Below are 14,851 nucleotides of genomic sequence, written 5' to 3' on the forward strand. Positions count from 1 at the left end.
GATGCGCATGGCTCGTATCGGTGAGAGTGCCGACCTGTTCAAGTGCTCGTTCTGCGGAAAGAGCCAGAAGCAGGTCCAGCAGCTGATCGCCGGCCCCGGCGTGTACATCTGCGACGAGTGCGTCGAGCTGTGCAACGAGATCATCGAGGAGCGGATGGCCGAATCGGAGGCGTCCAGCGTCGCCGAGTTCGATCTGCCCAAGCCGCGTGAGATCTTCTCGTTCCTCGAGGAGTACGTCGTCGGTCAGGAGCCTGCCAAGAAGGCTCTCGCCGTCGCGGTCTACAACCACTACAAGCGCGTGCGCGCACGTGGAACCCTCCAGCCGGCTGAGCAGAAGGCCGAGGAGATCGAGATCGCGAAGAGCAACATCCTCATGATCGGTCCGACCGGCTGCGGCAAGACCTATCTCGCTCAGACGCTCGCGAAGCGACTCAACGTGCCTTTCGCCGTGGCCGATGCGACGGCGCTCACCGAGGCGGGCTATGTCGGCGAGGATGTCGAGAACATCCTGCTCAAGCTGATCCAGGCCGCGGACTACGACGTCAAGCGCGCCGAGCAGGGCATCATCTACATCGACGAGATCGACAAGATCGCCCGCAAGGCCGAGAACCCGTCGATCACGCGCGACGTGTCAGGGGAGGGCGTCCAGCAGGCGCTGCTGAAGATCCTCGAAGGAACGGTCGCCTCTGTTCCGCCACAGGGCGGGCGGAAGCACCCGCACCAGGAATTCCTGCAGATCGACACCACGAACGTGCTGTTCATCGTCGCCGGTGCCTTCGCCGGACTGGAGGACATCGTCTCCTCACGCGTCGGCAAGCACGGCGTCGGCTTCGGTGCCCCGCTCCACGACAAGTCCAAGGATCTCGACCTGTTCAGCGAGGTGCTGCCCGAGGACCTCCACAAGTTCGGGCTCATCCCCGAGTTCATCGGCCGACTCCCGGTCGTCGCCTCCGTCTCGCCGCTGGATCAGGACGCCCTCATCGACATTCTCACCGGGCCTCGCAACGCGCTGGTCAAGCAGTACCAGCGGATGTTCGAGCTCGACGGCGTGCAGCTCGAGTTCGAGGAGGACGCGCTGCGCTCCGTCGCCGATCTCGCAGTGGAGCGCAAGACGGGTGCCAGAGGGCTCCGCGCGATCCTCGAGGACGTGCTCGGGCCGATCATGTTCGAGATCCCGTCCGCGGATGACGTGGCCAAGGTGATCGTGACGCGCGCCGCCGTGGAAGAGGGCGCCGCGCCGACGGTCGTCATGGAGCGCAAGCGCAAGAGCGCCTGATTCAGACCGGCAGGATGAGGTCCGTGCGGAGCGTCTCCGGCGGATCGGTCGGCTCGGACACGTACACCTCGATCGAGATCCCCCGTGGCGAGAGGCCGGCACCCAGCGCCTTCGCGACCAGCGCTGACCAGGCGGCTCCCAGCGCGTCGTAGGCGCCGATGGCCGTCGTCGCGACGGCTGGTCCCACGGGCAGCGCGGATGCGTTGATGCGTACGCCGTCCATCTCGATCGGCGACGACGGGGCGGCGACCACAGCGAATCCGAGCTCCAGGTCGAAGACGTCCATGGGGTTCCCGTAGTAGACCGCGACTGCTGGTCCGTTCGGCACGAGAGCGCCGGAGGCGAAGCAACGGCCCAGGGCCGTATAGCCCTCATCGAACACCTGCGAGAGATCGGCGATCCGGATCCGCTCGTGACGGACGACGGCGAGGGGCTCCGCGTGCAGATCGATCCGATCGGCGGGCCCATATGGCTTCTCTGCGAAGGCTGTCATGGTCACGATCCTGCTCCGCGCGCCGGTCCGAGCGCAAGATCCGGGGTGTCGTTCGCGGTGCCTCAGCCGAGCCCGCGCCTTTTCAGCAGCGGCTCGATCCTTGCATCCCGCCCACGGAAGTCGCGGTAGGCCTCGAGCGGGTCCTTCGATCCGCCGACGCCGAGCAGTCGCCGACGGAATCGGTCGCCGTTCTCCCGCGTGAGGCCGCCGTTCTCCCGGAACCATTCGACCGTGTCGGCGTCGAGGACCTCGCTCCAGATGTACGAGTAGTACCCCGCGCTGTAACCACCGGCGAAGACATGCGCGAAGTAGGTCGAGGAATACCGGGTCGGCACGGCGGGGTTGTCCAGGCCCGCCTCCGCCAGCGCGGATGCCTCGAAGGCGGCCACGTCCGTCACGGCATCCGCGACGGTCAGCCGGTGCCATGCCTGGTCGAGCCAGGCGGCGGCGAGATACTCGCTCGTCGCGTGGCCCTGGTCGAAGGTCTCGGTCGCGCGGAGTCGACGGACGATCTCCGCATCCAAAGGCTCGCCGGTCTCGTGGTGCCTCGCGTAGTCGGTCAGGACCTCGTCCCAGAGGATCCACATCTCATTCACCTGGCTCGGGAACTCGACGAAGTCGCGGAACACGTTGGTCCCCGCGAAATGCGGATAGGTGACCTCTGCGAACAGACCGTGCAGCGCGTGACCGAACTCGTGGAACAGCGTCGTGACCTCGTCGAGCGTCAGCAGCGTCGCCTCCCCGTCGGCGGGCTTGGCGACGTTCAGGTTGTTCACCACCACCGGGGCCGTTCCTCGGAGGCAGGACTGGCTGACGATCGGATTCATCCACGCGCCGCCGCGTTTGGAGTCCCTGGTGTACAGATCGAGGATGTACAGCCCGAGAGCGCTGCCGTCGGCCTCGTGCACCTCGAACACGCGCGCGTCGGGGTGGTAGGCGACGAGATCCGTCCGTTCGGTGAAGGTGACGCCGTACAGGCGGGTGGCCGCCGAGAAGACGCCCCTCTGGAGCACCCGCTCCGCTTCGAACCAGCTGCGCAGCGCCGCCGTGTCTATCTCGTACTCCGCAGCGCGGACCTTCTCGGTGTAGAACGCCCAGTCGTGCGCCTCCAGAGGAAACGGCTCCGCCTCCGTGGTGTCGATGATCCGCTGCAGCGCGGCCTGTTCGGTGCGGGCGTTCGCCGCTGCGGAGGGAGCCAGTCGGAGCAGTAGATCCGCGACCGCTTCGGCGGTGCCGGCCGTCTCATCGGAGGTGACGTAGGCGGCATGGGTCGCATGGCCGAGAATCGCCGCTCGTTCGGCTCGCAGACGGGCGATCTCGGTGAGGACCTCTCGATTGTCGTTGGCGCCGGCGCGGGATGCACGAGAACGGGAGGCGTCCATGATCCGCCGCCTGCTCGTGCGATTCGTGAGGGACGCCAGGTACGGGTGGCCGGTGAACAGCGGGAGCGTGACGAGCAGCTTGCCGTCGAGACCGCGGTCGGCGGCTGCACGAGACGCCGCGGAGAGCTCGCCGGCGCTCAACCCATCGAGCTCAGAGGCGTCGTCGAAGACCACCGCGAGCTCGTTCGTGTCGTTGAGCAGGTTCTTCTCGAACGTGGTCGTGAGCGTGGACAGCTTCTGGTTGAGGACGGTCAGTCTGTGCTTCGCCGTGTCATCCAGCGCCGCGCCGGCATGCGTCATCTCCCGGAAGTGACGTTCGACGAGGTAGCGATCCTCCGGTCCGAGGTCCAGCTCATCGAGACCCTCGTGGAGGGTGCGGATCCGCCAGTACAGTGCTGCATCCAGCGCGACGGCGTCCTGGTGGGCGGCCATCAGCGGAGCGAGCTGCTCGTCGATCTCCTGGATCTCGGCGGTGGCATCTGCGGAACTCACGGTGTAGAAGGCATGCGCAACGGCCTCCAGGAGAGCGCCGGACTGCTCGAGGGGCACCATCGTGTTCGCGAATGTCGGCATCGAGCGCACCATGGTGATCCGGTGGATCTCGCCCAGATGCTCTTCGAACGCGCGACGGAACGCGGGGAGGTAGTGCTCGGGGCGGATCGCCGCGTAGTCGGGGAGCGCGTAGGGAAGCGCGGATGCGGTGAGCAGCGGGTTCGTGGCCTCGGTCATCCCCTGAGCCTATGCGCTCCGCAGCCTCGCCGTCCGGCGGCTTCGGGCGTTCGGGTCATGCGCGGAAGAATGCAGAGAGAGTTATGCAAAGAAACACTTGCAAAACGTGTACTGCAAAGATATCTTTGCTTTATGACCGCAGCCGAACCGCAGAGAACTCTCGACGCCAGGGCGCTCAAGGCGCTCGCGCATCCGCTCCGGGTGCGGATCTACGACCTGCTCAGCGAGCGAGGGGCGCAGACGGCCAGCACGCTCGCGAAGCTCATCGGCGAGACCTCCGGGGCGACCAGCTACCATCTCCGTGCTCTCGCCGCGCATGACCTGATCCGTGAAGTGCCCGACCGGGGGACCGCGAGAGAGCGATGGTGGGAGCTTCCGAAGGGGGCCATCAACCTGCCGGGTCCCGGCGAGATGTCATCGCCGTCGGCGAGAGCGGCTTCCCAGGTGGTCATGAGCGAGTTCTTCCGGCTGCGGAACGATTCCCTGCTCGAGTACCTGAATCGCTCCTCCGCCGATGAGTCCGAACAATGGCGCCACCTCGGGCTCGTTCATACCTCGCGTCTGGAGCTCACCCCCGAGCAGATGGTCGCCGTGCGCGACGAGCTCAAGGCCGTTCTCGACAATGCGGTCGAGAAGTACAGCGGTCAGGTGGGGGAGCCGGGCACGCGCCGGATCTCCATGCGCATGGAGATCTTCGACCTCCCCGATGGACCGGATCGTCTTCCCCCGATGAAGGAGACATCATGACTGCTGCGATGGTGAGCATCGCCGCGCCCACGCTCGTCGAGCGCACCCTCCTGCGACTGGCCGACCGGCTCACCGCGTACGTGGCGCATCGTCGTGAGCGCCGCGCCGAGCGCCGTGAGATCGCTCTGGACCTGCTCCGAGAGCAGCAGGCGCGCAGGCAGGATCCGCACGCCGTGGAGCACCTGCTCGCGCAGATGGGCCTGCCGAGGAAGTGATCCCTCTGCGTCAGTCCTCGAAGGGGCGGGCGACCAGCTCGCCGGATGACGTGACGAGCACTTCCCAACCCGCGTCGAGCTCGGCGATCGGCCGGCCTTCGAGCCAGGTGAGCGTCCAGGAACCGCGGTGGCCGTCGGCCTCCACACCGGCGATGCCGGGGCGGAGCGATGCCGGCACGGATGCCGGCGGCTCCGACCCCGCAGTCCAGCGGGTGCCCAGCTGCATCATGCCTCCTCGACGGGCGCGAGCTCGATCTCGGTGACGGCCAGCGCTTCGCCCTCCGTGATCTCCAGCGCAGCGATCCGCCCGACGGCGGACAGATCGGCCGCGGCCGCGCGCAGTGCCTCGAGCCTGTCGGCCGGTGCCGTGATCACGGCCCTGGCCACAGGCGTCTTCTGCGATGCCTTCGCCTCCGTCTTCGCCCTGCGGATGCCGATCAGCGCCTCGCTTGCGACGGCGAGCACCGAGGTGTCGCCCGCCGCGCCCAGGGCGGTCGGCCATGTCGCGGTGTGGATCGATCCCTCCTCGAACCAGCTCCACGCCTCTTCCGTGGCGAACGAGATCACCGGTGCGAGGAGCCTCAGCAGCGTGGAGAGCGCCGTGCGCAGCGCGAGCGCCGCCGAAGGCTGCCCGACATCGGAGCGGTCGTAGGCGCGCTCCTTGACGAGCTCCAGGTAGTCGTCGCAGAAGGTCCAGAAGAACGCCTCGGTGATCTCGAGCGCCCGTGCGTGGTCGAAGGCGTCGAAGGCCTTGCCCGCCTCGTCGATGACCTCGTCGAGGGTGGCGAGCATCGAGGCGTCCAGGGCGTGCGTGATCTCCGCTCCCTCCGGGACGGGGAACGACAGCACGAACTTCGCGGCGTTGAGCACCTTGATGGCCAGGCGTCGGCCGATCTTCATCTGCGTGGGGTTCTGCGGGTCGAAGGCGGCGTCCACCCCGAGCCGGCTGGAGGCGGCCCAGTAGCGCACGGCATCCGAGCCGTGCTTGTCGAGGATGTCTGCCGGCGTGACGACGTTGCCCTTGGACTTGGACATCTTCTTGCGATCGGGGTCGACGATGAAGCCGGACACCGAGGCGTTCGCCCACGGGGAGCGGCCGTCTTCCAGCGTGGAGCGCAGCATCGTGGAGAACAGCCAGGTGCGGATGATGTCCTGCCCCTGCGGCCGCACGTCGAACGGCGCCACCAGGTTCCACAGCTCGGGGTCGCGCTCCCAGCCTCCGGCCAGCTGCGGAGTAAGGGACGAGGTCGCCCACGTGTCGAAGATGTCGACCTCCGCCTCGAAGCCGCCCGCCGCGCCGCGCTGCTCCGCGGTGTAGCCGGGCGCGACGTCCGTGGTCGGGTCGATCGGAAGGGACGCCGCGTCAGGGACGATCACGCGGTCGTAGTCCCTTTCACCGTTCTCGTCGAGGCCGTACCAGACCGGGATCGGCACGCCGAAGAAGCGCTGGCGGGAGATAAGCCAGTCGCCGGTGAGGCCGCCGACCCAGTTCTCGTAGCGCACGCGCATGAAGTCGGGGTGCCAGGTCAGCTCCCGTCCGTGCGCGATGAGCGTGTCGCGGAGCTCCTCGTCGCGAGCGCCGTTTCGGACGTACCACTGGCGGGTGGACACGATCTCGAGCGGGCGGTCGCCCTTCTCGAAGAACTTCACCGCGTGGTTGAAGGGCTTGGAGACCTCGAGGAGCTCGCCCGAGGTGGTGAGCAGCTCGACCAGCTCCTTGCGTGCGCTGAACACGGTCTTGCCGGCGAGCGCCGCATAGGCGGCCCTGCCCGCATCGGAGGTGATCGCCTCCGGCGCCTCGGCGATGACCCGGCCGTCCTGACCCAGGATCGTGCGGTTGGGCAGGTCGAGCTCGCGCCACCACACGATGTCGGTCACGTCGCCGAAGGTGCAGACCATCGCGATGCCGGATCCCTTGTCCTGCTGGGCGAGGTGATGCGCCAGCACGGGCACCTCGACGTCGAAGATCGGGGTGCGGACGGTGGAGCCGAAGTACGGCTGATAGCGCTCGTCGTCCGGATGCGCCACGAGGGCGACGCAGGCGGCGAGGAGCTCGGGCCTGGTCGTCTCGATGTGGATGTCGCCCGAGCCGTCGCTCTTGTGGAAGGCGAGACGGTGGTAGGCCGCCTGCTGCTCGCGGTCCTCGAGCTCGGCCTGGGCGATCGCGGAGCGGAAGTCCACATCCCACAGCGTCGGCGCGAGGGCCTGGTACGCCTCGCCGCGCTCGACATTGCGCAGGAATGCGAGCTGGCTCTGGCGGATCGTCTCATCGGAGATCGTGCGGTAGGTCTGGGTCCAGTCCACGCTGAGACCGAGCTGGCGGAAGACGTCCTCGAACTGCTTCTCGTCCTCGACCGTCAGCTTCTCGCAGAGCTCGATGAAGTTGCGGCGGCTCACCGGGATCTGGTCAGCGGCCTTGAGGCTCTTCGCGTCGCCCTGGAAGGGCGGGACGAAATCGGCGTCGTAGCGGAGCGAGGGATCGCAGCGCACACCGTAGTAGTTCTGCACACGGCGCTCCGTCGGCAGGCCGTTGTCGTCCCAGCCGATCGGGTAGAACACGTTCTTGCCGCGCATGCGCTCGTAGCGCGCCTTGACGTCGGTGTGCGTGTAGGAGAACACGTGGCCGATGTGCAGCGAGCCGGATGCCGTGGGCGGCGGGGTGTCGATGGAGTAGACCCCGGCGCGGCCCAGCTCTGCGGCGCGCAGCCGATCGAACAGGTAGGTGCCCTGCTCGGTCCAGACGCCGTCCCACTTCGCTTCGAGACCTTCAAGTGCGGGCTTGTCGGGAATCACGGACATCTGGGTCTCCTCGAGCGATGTATGCGGCACGGTGTCTACGTGCCTGAGTGTGGTGGGTGCGTTCATTCTATCCGGAACGTCCTCTCGGCGATCCTGCATAGATCGACCGCGTCCAAGAATCGGCGGTAGACTCGATCCATCCCTTCCGACTCTCCCGAGGTCCCGCATGCCTGCTGCGTTCACGCGTCGTCTCCTGCCCGTCACGGCGATCACCGCCGTCGCCGTCCTCGCGCTCGGCGCCTGCGCGACTGCTTCCTCGGGAGGTGGAGCAGATGACCAGGGCGAGATCGTCTGGGCGATCGAGGGCGCGAACCTGTCCGCGGGGCACATGGATCCGCAGACCAGCCAGCTCGATGTCTCGGCGATGGTCCAGCGCGTCGTGCTCGACTCCCTCGTCTTCCAGGAGGCTGACGGCACGTTCTCGCCCTGGCTCGCCACCACCTGGGACGTCTCGGACGACGCGACCAGCTACACCTTCCAGCTGCGTGAAGACGTCACCTTCACGGACGGCGAGCCCTTCGACGCTGCGGCGGTGAAGGCGAACTTCGACCGCATCGCCGACCCTGAGACGGCGTCCGCGCAGGCGGCCAGCATGCTCGGAGGCGAGTACTACGCGGGCACGGAGGTGCTCGGAGACTACGAGGTGCGGGTGAGCTTCTCGCAGCCCTACGCGCCGTTCCTGCAGGCCGCGAGCACGGCCCTGCTCGGCTTCTACTCGCCGGCCGTGCTGGAGAGCTCGGCGGACCAGCTCAAGGCGGGCGGGCCTGGAATCACCGTCGGTACCGGCCCGTTCGGGCTGACCGAGTACACGCCGGATCAGGAGATCGTCTACACGCGCAACGAGGACTACGCCTGGGGGCCGGATGGCGCAGGCTCGGCGGCGTTCGAGACGCTGCGCGTCGAGATCCTTCCCGAGGCGGCCGTGCGCACCGGCGTCGTGGAGAGCGGCGAAGCCGACCTCGCGAGCCAGTTGCCGCCGAACCTCGTCGCCGACCTGCCCGCGGAGCTCACGGTCGACTCGATCGAGTACCCCGGTCTGCCGTACTCGCTGTACCTGAACGAGAAGTACGGCGTCTTCGCCGACGAGAAGGTGCGACAGGCCTTCGCCCGCGGCATCGACATCGATGCCGCGGTCGAAGAGATCTTCTTCGGTCAGTTCCCCCGCGCATGGAGCATCCTCGGATCGACGACGCCCGGATACGACGCTTCCCTCGAAGGGAGCTGGCCCTTCGACCAGGACGAGGCGAACCGTCTGCTCGACGAGGCGGGCTGGACGGAGCGCGACGGCGACGGAATCCGCATGAAGGACGGACAGCGGCTCTCGGTGCGGTGGATCGCGTGGACCCCCGTGCCCGATGACCGCGGGGCCCTGGCCGATGCCATCCAGTCGGATCTGGCCGGCATCGGCTTCGAGGTCGTGCGCGAGGTCCTCGAGCCCGGCGCCTACAACGAGCAGTACGGTCCGAAGACCTTCGATCTGACGGACTGGGGATTCTCCGGCGTGGACCCGGACCTGCTGCGCAGCCATCTCGCGACGGACGGTTTCCAGAACGCGTCCCAGGTCTCCGACCCCGCCGTCGACGGCCTGCTCGAAGAGGGTATCGCCACGACCGACCAGGATGCCAGGAACGCCGTCTACGCCGAGCTTCAGCAGTGGAACGCGGTGCACACGGCGATCGTGCCGCTGTACAGCCCTTCGCTGATCACCGCGGTCGATCAGGATGTGCATGATCTGTCCTACGATCTGTACGGCCGACCGCTGTTCTACGAGGCGAGCGTCGGCTGAAGGAGCCGCATTCCGTGAACGAGCCGCACCGACGGGCAGCGGTCCTCGCGCGCGTCGGCGGGATGCTCGTGAGCGCGGTGCTCGTGCTGTGGGGGGCCGCGACGCTCGCCTTCCTCGCCTTCCGCGTGATCCCCGGGGATCCGGTGTCCGTCATGCTCGGCCCGCAGGCGCAAGTGGACGAGAGCGTCAAGGACGGCATCCGCGTGGAGCTGGGGCTGGATCGTCCGGCGCTCGAGCAGTATCTGTCGTACCTCGGTGGCGTGCTCCGCGGCGACCTGGGGGAGTCGTACCAGCTCAGGATGCCCGTCGCCGAGGTCATCGGACGACAGCTCGGCGCGACGCTGCAGCTGTCGGCGCTCGCGCTCCTGCTCGCGGCGATGATGGCCTTCGCCGTCGTCCTGCTGGCACGGGGGCGCGTCTCTCGCGCCGTCGCGGCGGGCGTCGAGCTGATCGTGCTGTCGTCGCCGGTGTTCTGGATCGGACTCGTCCTGCTCAGCGTGTTCGCCTTCGGCCTCGGCTGGTTCCCGGTCTCCGGTACTCGAAATCCCGCCACGATCGTCCTTCCTGCTGTGACGCTCGCCCTGCCCGTCGCCGCACTTCTGGGCCAGGTGCTGCGGGATGGCGTGGAGCAGGCGGAGCGGCAGCCGTTCGCGGAGACGGTGCGCGCGCGCGGCGCCGGCCCCGTGTGGCTCACGCTGCGGCACAGCATCCGGCACGGCGCCGCAGGGGCGCTGACTCTCGCCGCCTACCTCACCGGATCGCTTCTCGGCGGGGCCGTCCTCGTCGAGACCGTCTTCGCCCGCCCCGGACTCGGAAGGGTGACGCTCGCGGCGATCACCGACCGTGATCTGCCTGTCATCAGCGGGATCATCCTGCTCAGCGCGCTCGTGTTCGTCGTCGTGAGCATCGTCGTCGAGCTCGCTCATCCGCTCCTCGACCCTCGCCTGCGCCGGGCGGTGCGTCCATGAAGACCTCTCGGAGGATCCTCGTCCTGGCCGCGCTCGTCGTGCTGGCGTTCGTCACCCTCGCGGCTGTCGCGCCCGGCCTGCTCGCCACACACGATCCGCTCCAGACCGATGTGCGCGCCGCCCTCCTGCCTCCGGGCGCGGAGCACTTCTTCGGGACGGACCGCAGCGGCAGAGACGTGTACTCGCGCGTCATCCACGGTGCAGGGCGCTCCGTCGGGATCGGACTGCTCGCCACGGCGATCGCCGTGCTCGCAGGGCTCGTCGTCGGATCGTTGTCCGGGGCTGCGCCGAGGCCGGTCGACGCGGCGTTCATGCGTGTGAACGACGTCCTGATGGCGTTTCCCGAGTTCCTCGTCGCTCTCGTCGTCGTCGCCGTGCTGGGGCCGGGGCCCGTCAACGTCGCGATCGCGGTCACGATCGCCGCCATCCCCGTGTACGTCCGCCTCGCGCGGGTGCAGACGCGCACGCTGCGCCTGGCAGAGCACGTCGAGGCTGCGCGCATCCTCGGCGTGGGCCGCGTCCGTGCGTTCGTGCGGCACGTCATGCCGGGCGTGCTCGGATCGCTCAGCGTGCTCGCCACGATCGGCATCGGCTCCAGCATCCTCGCCGCGGCGGGTCTCAGCTTCCTTGGCCTCGGTCCGACGGACCCGACTCCGGAGTGGGGCCTCATGCTCTCCAGTGGACGGAACGTGCTCGGGCAGGCCTGGTGGATCTCCGTCTTCCCCGGAGCGGCGATCACCCTCACCGTCATCGCCGCGACCGTCGTCGGGCGGACACTCCGCGCCAGTGCGGAAGGGAGGGTGTCATGACCGTGCTCGAGGTGGAAGGGCTGCGCGTCCGCTTCGGCTCCTCGGTCGTCGTCGACGACGTCTCCCTGGCCGTCGAGCCGGGAGAGTGCCTGGCGATCGTGGGCGAGTCGGGAGCGGGCAAGTCGCTCACCGCCCGTGCGCTGCTGGGGCTCACTCCCGACGGAGCGGTCGTCGAGGCCAAGACCCTGCGTCTGGACGGGATCGATGCGCGCTCCCTGCCGGAACGTCGGTGGCGCGGCCTGCGTGGTTCGACCGTCGCCCTCGTCGCGCAGGACGCGCTCGTCTCGCTGGACCCGCTGCGGCGGATCGGCTCCGAGGTCGCGGAGCCCATCCGCGTGCATGAGCTGGCGGTCGGCCGTGCGGAACGGCGGCGGCGTGTGCAGGATCTCCTCGAGCGCGTGTGGATGCCGGATGCTGCGCGGCGCGCACGACAGTATCCACATGAGCTCTCGGGTGGTCTCCGGCAGCGCGCGCTCATCGCCTCCGCACTGGCGGCCGCCCCGGCCGTGCTCGTCGCAGATGAGCCGACCACGGCATTGGACGCCACGGTTCAGGCCCGCATCCTCGATCTTCTCCGTACGATCGCCGATGCCGGGACTGCCGTCGTGTTCGTCAGCCACGACCTCGCCGCAGTCCGGCGCCTCGCCGATCGGATCGTGGTGATGCGGGCGGGGCGGATCGTCGAGGCCGGTGCCGCCGCGGAGATCCTGGACGACCCGCGGCACGAGTACACGCGGCAGCTGCTGGCCGCGACGCGGCACCGGCCGAAGGCTGTGGCGGGGGATCCGGCGCGGCCGATCGTGACTGTCTCGCATGTGACGAAGAGCTTCGGCAGGATCTCGGCCGTGGCGGATGCGTCCTTCGAACTCGCGCGCGGGCGGACGCTGGGCGTCGTCGGCGAATCCGGCTCGGGCAAGACCACGCTGGCGCGGATGATCCTCGGCGTGGAGCGACCGGATGCCGGTGACGTCCGGTGGCACGGTGACCACCGGGTCCAGTTCGTGCACCAGAATCCTCTCGGCGCCTTCGATCCACGCTGGAGCGTGAGCCGTTCGCTGCGCGAGGCGCTGCAGGCCGCCGGGGTGCCGCGGGCGCAGCGCGCAGAGCGAGCCATCGAGCTCCTCGAGGAGGTCGATGTCGACCCAGGGCTCGGCTCACGTCGTGCGCGGCAGCTGTCCGGAGGACAACGTCAGCGCGCCGCGATCGCGAGGGCGCTGGCCGCAGACCCCGAGGTGCTGATCCTCGATGAGCCGGTCTCGGCCCTCGACCCGTCGGTCCGTGAGCGTGTGCTCCGCCTGCTCCGTCGACTGCAGATCGAACGAGGCCTGACCATGATCTTCGTCTCGCACGACCTGGATGTCGTCGCCGCGGTCGCGGACGAGGTCGTCGTCATGCAGGAGGGGCGCGTCGTGGAGCAGGGCGCGCTCTCCGCAGTGTTCGCGGCGCCGCAGCATCCGTTCACCCGTGAGCTCCTCGCCGCCGGCGGGATCCGCGGGATGGACCCGCCCGCACAGGCCTGACGCCTGGTCAGTCCGTGACGTGGATCCCGACGCCGGCGGCGAGCACGCCGGCGAGCTGCTGCACCTGGAATGTCGACAGCGTGACGCCTCGCAGACTGTTGGCGTCGGTGTAGGCGAGGGCGTCGAGCCCTCGCAGGTCGACGTCGGTGGCGCGCAGGCCGCGCGGATCGACCTCGTCGCTGCGGCAGGAATCGAAGCGGACGCGGGTCAGCGTGGCCTGCGGCAGATCCAGAGTGCGGATGAACGAGTCGGCGATCCGGATGTCGGCGCCCTTCGCTCCGGCCAGCGACAGATAGTCGATCCTGACGTCACGCAGTTCGAGTTCGTCGATGCGCGCGCCGCTGAGGTCGAGAGTGCCGATGCGCCCACCGCTGATCCGCACGCGCCGGACGCCCGCGTCGCGCATGCTCAACGAGGCCGCCTTCGGTGCGGTCATCTCGACGTCGAGCAGTGTGGCTCCGACGAGGTCGACGACGCCGGCCTCGGCCGCCACGGTGCACTGCTCGATGACCGAGTGTGCGAGATCGACGTCGCCGACCAGCGTCAGGCGGGCGGCGATCAGGTCGGCGCCTCTGGCCGGCCGGCCGTCGTGGAGGACGGATGGGATGTCGGGTGCCGAGACGCGGGGCGCTGCGGGGGAGTCCGGGAGACGTGCCATCCGTCGAGCGTAGGCGCGACCGGCGACATTCGCCCGCCGAGCTCTCCACTGATAGATTGCTAGCATGACAGCATCCGACCCGAAGGTGCAGTTCAACGTCTATCTGCCGCCGGACCTCGTCCGCAGCGTGAAGCATCGCGCGATCGACGAGGGCGCCAGCCTCTCCGCCCTCGTGGAGAAGGCGCTGCGGACATATCTCGAGGAGGGCTCATGACCGTCGTGCAGCAGATCGTGTACACCGCAGCCCCGGAGCGCTGGTGGGCTCTTGCCGAGGCGCTCGGATTCGTCGCGGCCGCTCCGCCGTCGCCGGAGTGGGGCGAGTTCCACGCCGACGGCATCCTCGCCGTGCACCGCGCGTACGCCGATCGCGCTCCAGGCCGCGCCGATATCCATCTCCTCGTCGACGACCTGGATGCCGCCGAGGCTGCGCTGTCCGGCTTCGACGTCTCCCGCGCCGAGATGGTCGGCGTGGGAGAGCTCCTCACGGTCACGGCCGGCTCGGGAGTCGCGATCACGGTCGCCGCGGGGTCGGCTCGGACGTCTGGCCCGATCTCGGTCCAGCCGATCTGGTTCCAGTCGGACCTCGCCGAGCCGCGCGCCGTCCTCGCCGCGCTCGGACTCCACGCCGACATCGCCGCAGACGGGGGCGGATGGGTGGAGTTCCGGGCGGATGCCGGTTCGGTCGGCCTGCATGCGGGGGATCCCGGCATCGGCGCGAGCTTCGAGGCGAGGGGAGATCTCGAGGCGCTCGCTGCGCGTCTGGGGGAGGCGGGGTTCTCGGCATCCGTCGTCGACGAGGCCTATGCCCGCACCATCCGCATCGCCGACCCGGACGGTGGAGAGGACATCTGCGTCAACGGCGTGCAGGAGGACCTGTACGGCTATCACAGGGAAGGCTGATGGCCTTCGAGAAAGACCTCGGAGACGGTCTCGCGCTCGCACTGCGCACACCGGAGGTGGGGCGGGCGCTCCGGCCGGTCATCGCCGCGAACATCGAGCGTCTGCGGCTCTGGGAGCCGTGGGCGCACGGCTTCGACCCGGATGAGGCGCATGACGACTACAACAGGGAGCAGCTGCGGCGCTTTCTCGACGGCACCGCGCTGCCCGCGGTGCTGATGCGAGACGGCCGGCCGGTGGGGGCGGTCTCGGCGCAGATCGATCGCTATGCGGGCACCGCCGAGCTCGGCTACTGGATCGATGCGGAGTCGGAGGGCAAGGGCGTCGTCCGGCGCGCCTGCCGAGCCGTCATGACAGACCTCTTCTCCGATGGCGTGCAGCGCATCGAGATCAGGACGGCGACGCACAACCGGCGGAGCATCCGCCTTGCGGAGCGGTTGGGGTTCGAGCGAGAGGGGACGCTGCGCAGCGCTCTCCCCGTCGGCGGAAGCCGCCACGATCTCGCCGTGTTCGGATGCTTGCCCGGCTGAGTACAATAGATCCAAAGCATCGATCCGGCCATCACCGGGGAG

At 68.7% G+C, this 14,851-nt stretch carries 15 protein-coding genes; 10 read left to right on the forward strand and 5 right to left on the reverse strand.

The genetic code is table 11. The features are described 5' to 3' along the window. Window positions 1-7 precede the first annotated feature (7 nt). Window positions 8-1,276: an ATP-dependent Clp protease ATP-binding subunit ClpX gene (gene clpX / locus ACWGJP_RS10150; RefSeq protein WP_452329672.1), complete on the forward strand. Its 1,269-nt coding sequence runs from the start codon at window positions 8-10 to the stop codon at window positions 1,274-1,276. A gap of 1 nt (window position 1,277) precedes the next feature. Here the strand turns inward: clpX and ACWGJP_RS10155 are convergent, their stop codons facing one another. Continuing rightward, window positions 1,278-1,769, reverse strand: coding sequence for a GyrI-like domain-containing protein (locus ACWGJP_RS10155; RefSeq protein WP_452329673.1), 492 nt, complete (start codon window positions 1,767-1,769; stop codon window positions 1,278-1,280). A 62-nt stretch (window positions 1,770-1,831) separates the two neighbouring features. After that, window positions 1,832-3,880, reverse strand: coding sequence for a M3 family metallopeptidase (locus tag ACWGJP_RS10160; RefSeq protein WP_452329674.1), 2,049 nt, complete (start codon window positions 3,878-3,880; stop codon window positions 1,832-1,834). Between the two features lie 132 nt (window positions 3,881-4,012). Between ACWGJP_RS10160 and ACWGJP_RS10165 the strand changes: the two genes are divergently transcribed. Together ACWGJP_RS10165 and ACWGJP_RS10170 are read left to right on the forward strand one after the other, a co-directional pair. Further along, entirely contained in the window at window positions 4,013-4,627 is a 615-nt protein-coding gene (locus ACWGJP_RS10165; protein WP_452329675.1) for a winged helix-turn-helix domain-containing protein, read from the forward strand. Further along, window positions 4,624-4,842 carry a hypothetical protein gene (locus ACWGJP_RS10170; protein WP_452329676.1) on the forward strand — a complete coding sequence of 73 codons (219 nt, stop codon included), beginning with the start codon at window positions 4,624-4,626 and terminating at the stop codon, window positions 4,840-4,842. The genes ACWGJP_RS10165 and ACWGJP_RS10170 overlap by 4 nt, the downstream gene beginning before the upstream one ends. Window positions 4,843-4,852: 10 nt before the next feature. On the opposite strand, the gene ACWGJP_RS10175 is transcribed toward ACWGJP_RS10170, so the two are convergent. Together ACWGJP_RS10175 and valS are read right to left on the reverse strand one after the other, a co-directional pair. Next, entirely contained in the window at window positions 4,853-5,068 is a 216-nt protein-coding gene (locus tag ACWGJP_RS10175) for a hypothetical protein (protein WP_452330363.1), read from the reverse strand. Further along, the gene (gene valS, locus ACWGJP_RS10180; protein ID WP_452329677.1) at window positions 5,068-7,641 is read right to left on the reverse strand and encodes a valine--tRNA ligase; all 2,574 of its coding nucleotides are present in this window, start codon (window positions 7,639-7,641) and stop codon (window positions 5,068-5,070) included. Before valS ends, ACWGJP_RS10175 begins: the two co-directional genes overlap by 1 nt. Window positions 7,642-7,807: 166 nt before the next feature. Between valS and ACWGJP_RS10185 the strand changes: the two genes are divergently transcribed. From ACWGJP_RS10185 to ACWGJP_RS10200, 4 genes are read left to right on the forward strand one after another with little or no spacing between them, the layout of a single operon-like run. After that, window positions 7,808-9,427, forward strand: a complete 1,620-nt coding sequence (locus tag ACWGJP_RS10185; RefSeq protein WP_452329678.1) for an ABC transporter substrate-binding protein — start codon at window positions 7,808-7,810, stop codon at window positions 9,425-9,427. Window positions 9,428-9,441: 14 nt separating this feature from the next. Beyond that, on the forward strand, window positions 9,442-10,395 hold the full coding sequence (locus tag ACWGJP_RS10190; protein WP_452329679.1) for an ABC transporter permease: 954 nt from the start codon (window positions 9,442-9,444) through the stop codon (window positions 10,393-10,395). Continuing rightward, window positions 10,392-11,204: an ABC transporter permease gene (locus ACWGJP_RS10195; RefSeq protein WP_452329680.1), complete on the forward strand. Its 813-nt coding sequence runs from the start codon at window positions 10,392-10,394 to the stop codon at window positions 11,202-11,204. The genes ACWGJP_RS10190 and ACWGJP_RS10195 overlap by 4 nt, the downstream gene beginning before the upstream one ends. After that, the gene (locus tag ACWGJP_RS10200) at window positions 11,201-12,724 is read left to right on the forward strand and encodes an ATP-binding cassette domain-containing protein (RefSeq protein ID WP_452329681.1); all 1,524 of its coding nucleotides are present in this window, start codon (window positions 11,201-11,203) and stop codon (window positions 12,722-12,724) included. Before ACWGJP_RS10195 ends, ACWGJP_RS10200 begins: the two co-directional genes overlap by 4 nt. Before the next feature lie 7 nt (window positions 12,725-12,731). Here ACWGJP_RS10200 and ACWGJP_RS10205 read toward each other — a convergent pair whose 3' ends face one another. Beyond that, window positions 12,732-13,382 carry a pentapeptide repeat-containing protein gene (locus tag ACWGJP_RS10205; RefSeq protein WP_452329682.1) on the reverse strand — a complete coding sequence of 217 codons (651 nt, stop codon included), beginning with the start codon at window positions 13,380-13,382 and terminating at the stop codon, window positions 12,732-12,734. A gap of 64 nt (window positions 13,383-13,446) precedes the next feature. On the opposite strand from ACWGJP_RS10205, the gene ACWGJP_RS10210 reads away from it, so the two are divergent. Genes ACWGJP_RS10210 through ACWGJP_RS10220 form a run of 3 tightly spaced genes read left to right on the forward strand, consistent with a single transcriptional unit; the run spans window position 13,447 to window position 14,809 of the window. After that, window positions 13,447-13,596: a ribbon-helix-helix domain-containing protein gene (locus ACWGJP_RS10210; RefSeq protein ID WP_452329683.1), complete on the forward strand. Its 150-nt coding sequence runs from the start codon at window positions 13,447-13,449 to the stop codon at window positions 13,594-13,596. After that, window positions 13,593-14,282, forward strand: a complete 690-nt coding sequence (locus ACWGJP_RS10215; RefSeq protein ID WP_452329684.1) for a hypothetical protein — start codon at window positions 13,593-13,595, stop codon at window positions 14,280-14,282. Before ACWGJP_RS10210 ends, ACWGJP_RS10215 begins: the two co-directional genes overlap by 4 nt. Further along, window positions 14,282-14,809 (forward strand): GNAT family N-acetyltransferase, encoded by a 528-nt coding sequence (locus ACWGJP_RS10220; RefSeq protein WP_452329685.1) that lies wholly within the window; start codon window positions 14,282-14,284, stop codon window positions 14,807-14,809. The genes ACWGJP_RS10215 and ACWGJP_RS10220 overlap by 1 nt, the downstream gene beginning before the upstream one ends. The last annotated feature ends 42 nt before the right edge of the window (window positions 14,810-14,851 follow it).

The sequence above is a fragment of the Microbacterium sp. NPDC055903 genome, assembly GCF_053615555.1.

Coding starts and splice junctions, on each gene's coding strand:
- clpX (WP_452329672.1), top strand. CDS start 8: ATGGCTCGTATCGGTGAGAGTGCCGACCTGTTCAAGTGCTCGTTCTGC.
- ACWGJP_RS10155 (WP_452329673.1), bottom strand. CDS start 1,769: ATGACAGCCTTCGCAGAGAAGCCATATGGGCCCGCCGATCGGATCGAT.
- ACWGJP_RS10160 (WP_452329674.1), bottom strand. CDS start 3,880: ATGACCGAGGCCACGAACCCGCTGCTCACCGCATCCGCGCTTCCCTAC.
- ACWGJP_RS10165 (WP_452329675.1), top strand. CDS start 4,013: ATGACCGCAGCCGAACCGCAGAGAACTCTCGACGCCAGGGCGCTCAAG.
- ACWGJP_RS10170 (WP_452329676.1), top strand. CDS start 4,624: ATGACTGCTGCGATGGTGAGCATCGCCGCGCCCACGCTCGTCGAGCGC.
- ACWGJP_RS10175 (WP_452330363.1), bottom strand. CDS start 5,068: ATGCAGCTGGGCACCCGCTGGACTGCGGGGTCGGAGCCGCCGGCATCC.
- valS (WP_452329677.1), bottom strand. CDS start 7,641: ATGTCCGTGATTCCCGACAAGCCCGCACTTGAAGGTCTCGAAGCGAAG.
- ACWGJP_RS10185 (WP_452329678.1), top strand. CDS start 7,808: ATGCCTGCTGCGTTCACGCGTCGTCTCCTGCCCGTCACGGCGATCACC.
- ACWGJP_RS10195 (WP_452329680.1), top strand. CDS start 10,392: ATGAAGACCTCTCGGAGGATCCTCGTCCTGGCCGCGCTCGTCGTGCTG.
- ACWGJP_RS10200 (WP_452329681.1), top strand. CDS start 11,201: ATGACCGTGCTCGAGGTGGAAGGGCTGCGCGTCCGCTTCGGCTCCTCG.
- ACWGJP_RS10205 (WP_452329682.1), bottom strand. CDS start 13,382: ATGGCACGTCTCCCGGACTCCCCCGCAGCGCCCCGCGTCTCGGCACCC.
- ACWGJP_RS10210 (WP_452329683.1), top strand. CDS start 13,447: ATGACAGCATCCGACCCGAAGGTGCAGTTCAACGTCTATCTGCCGCCG.
- ACWGJP_RS10215 (WP_452329684.1), top strand. CDS start 13,593: ATGACCGTCGTGCAGCAGATCGTGTACACCGCAGCCCCGGAGCGCTGG.
- ACWGJP_RS10220 (WP_452329685.1), top strand. CDS start 14,282: ATGGCCTTCGAGAAAGACCTCGGAGACGGTCTCGCGCTCGCACTGCGC.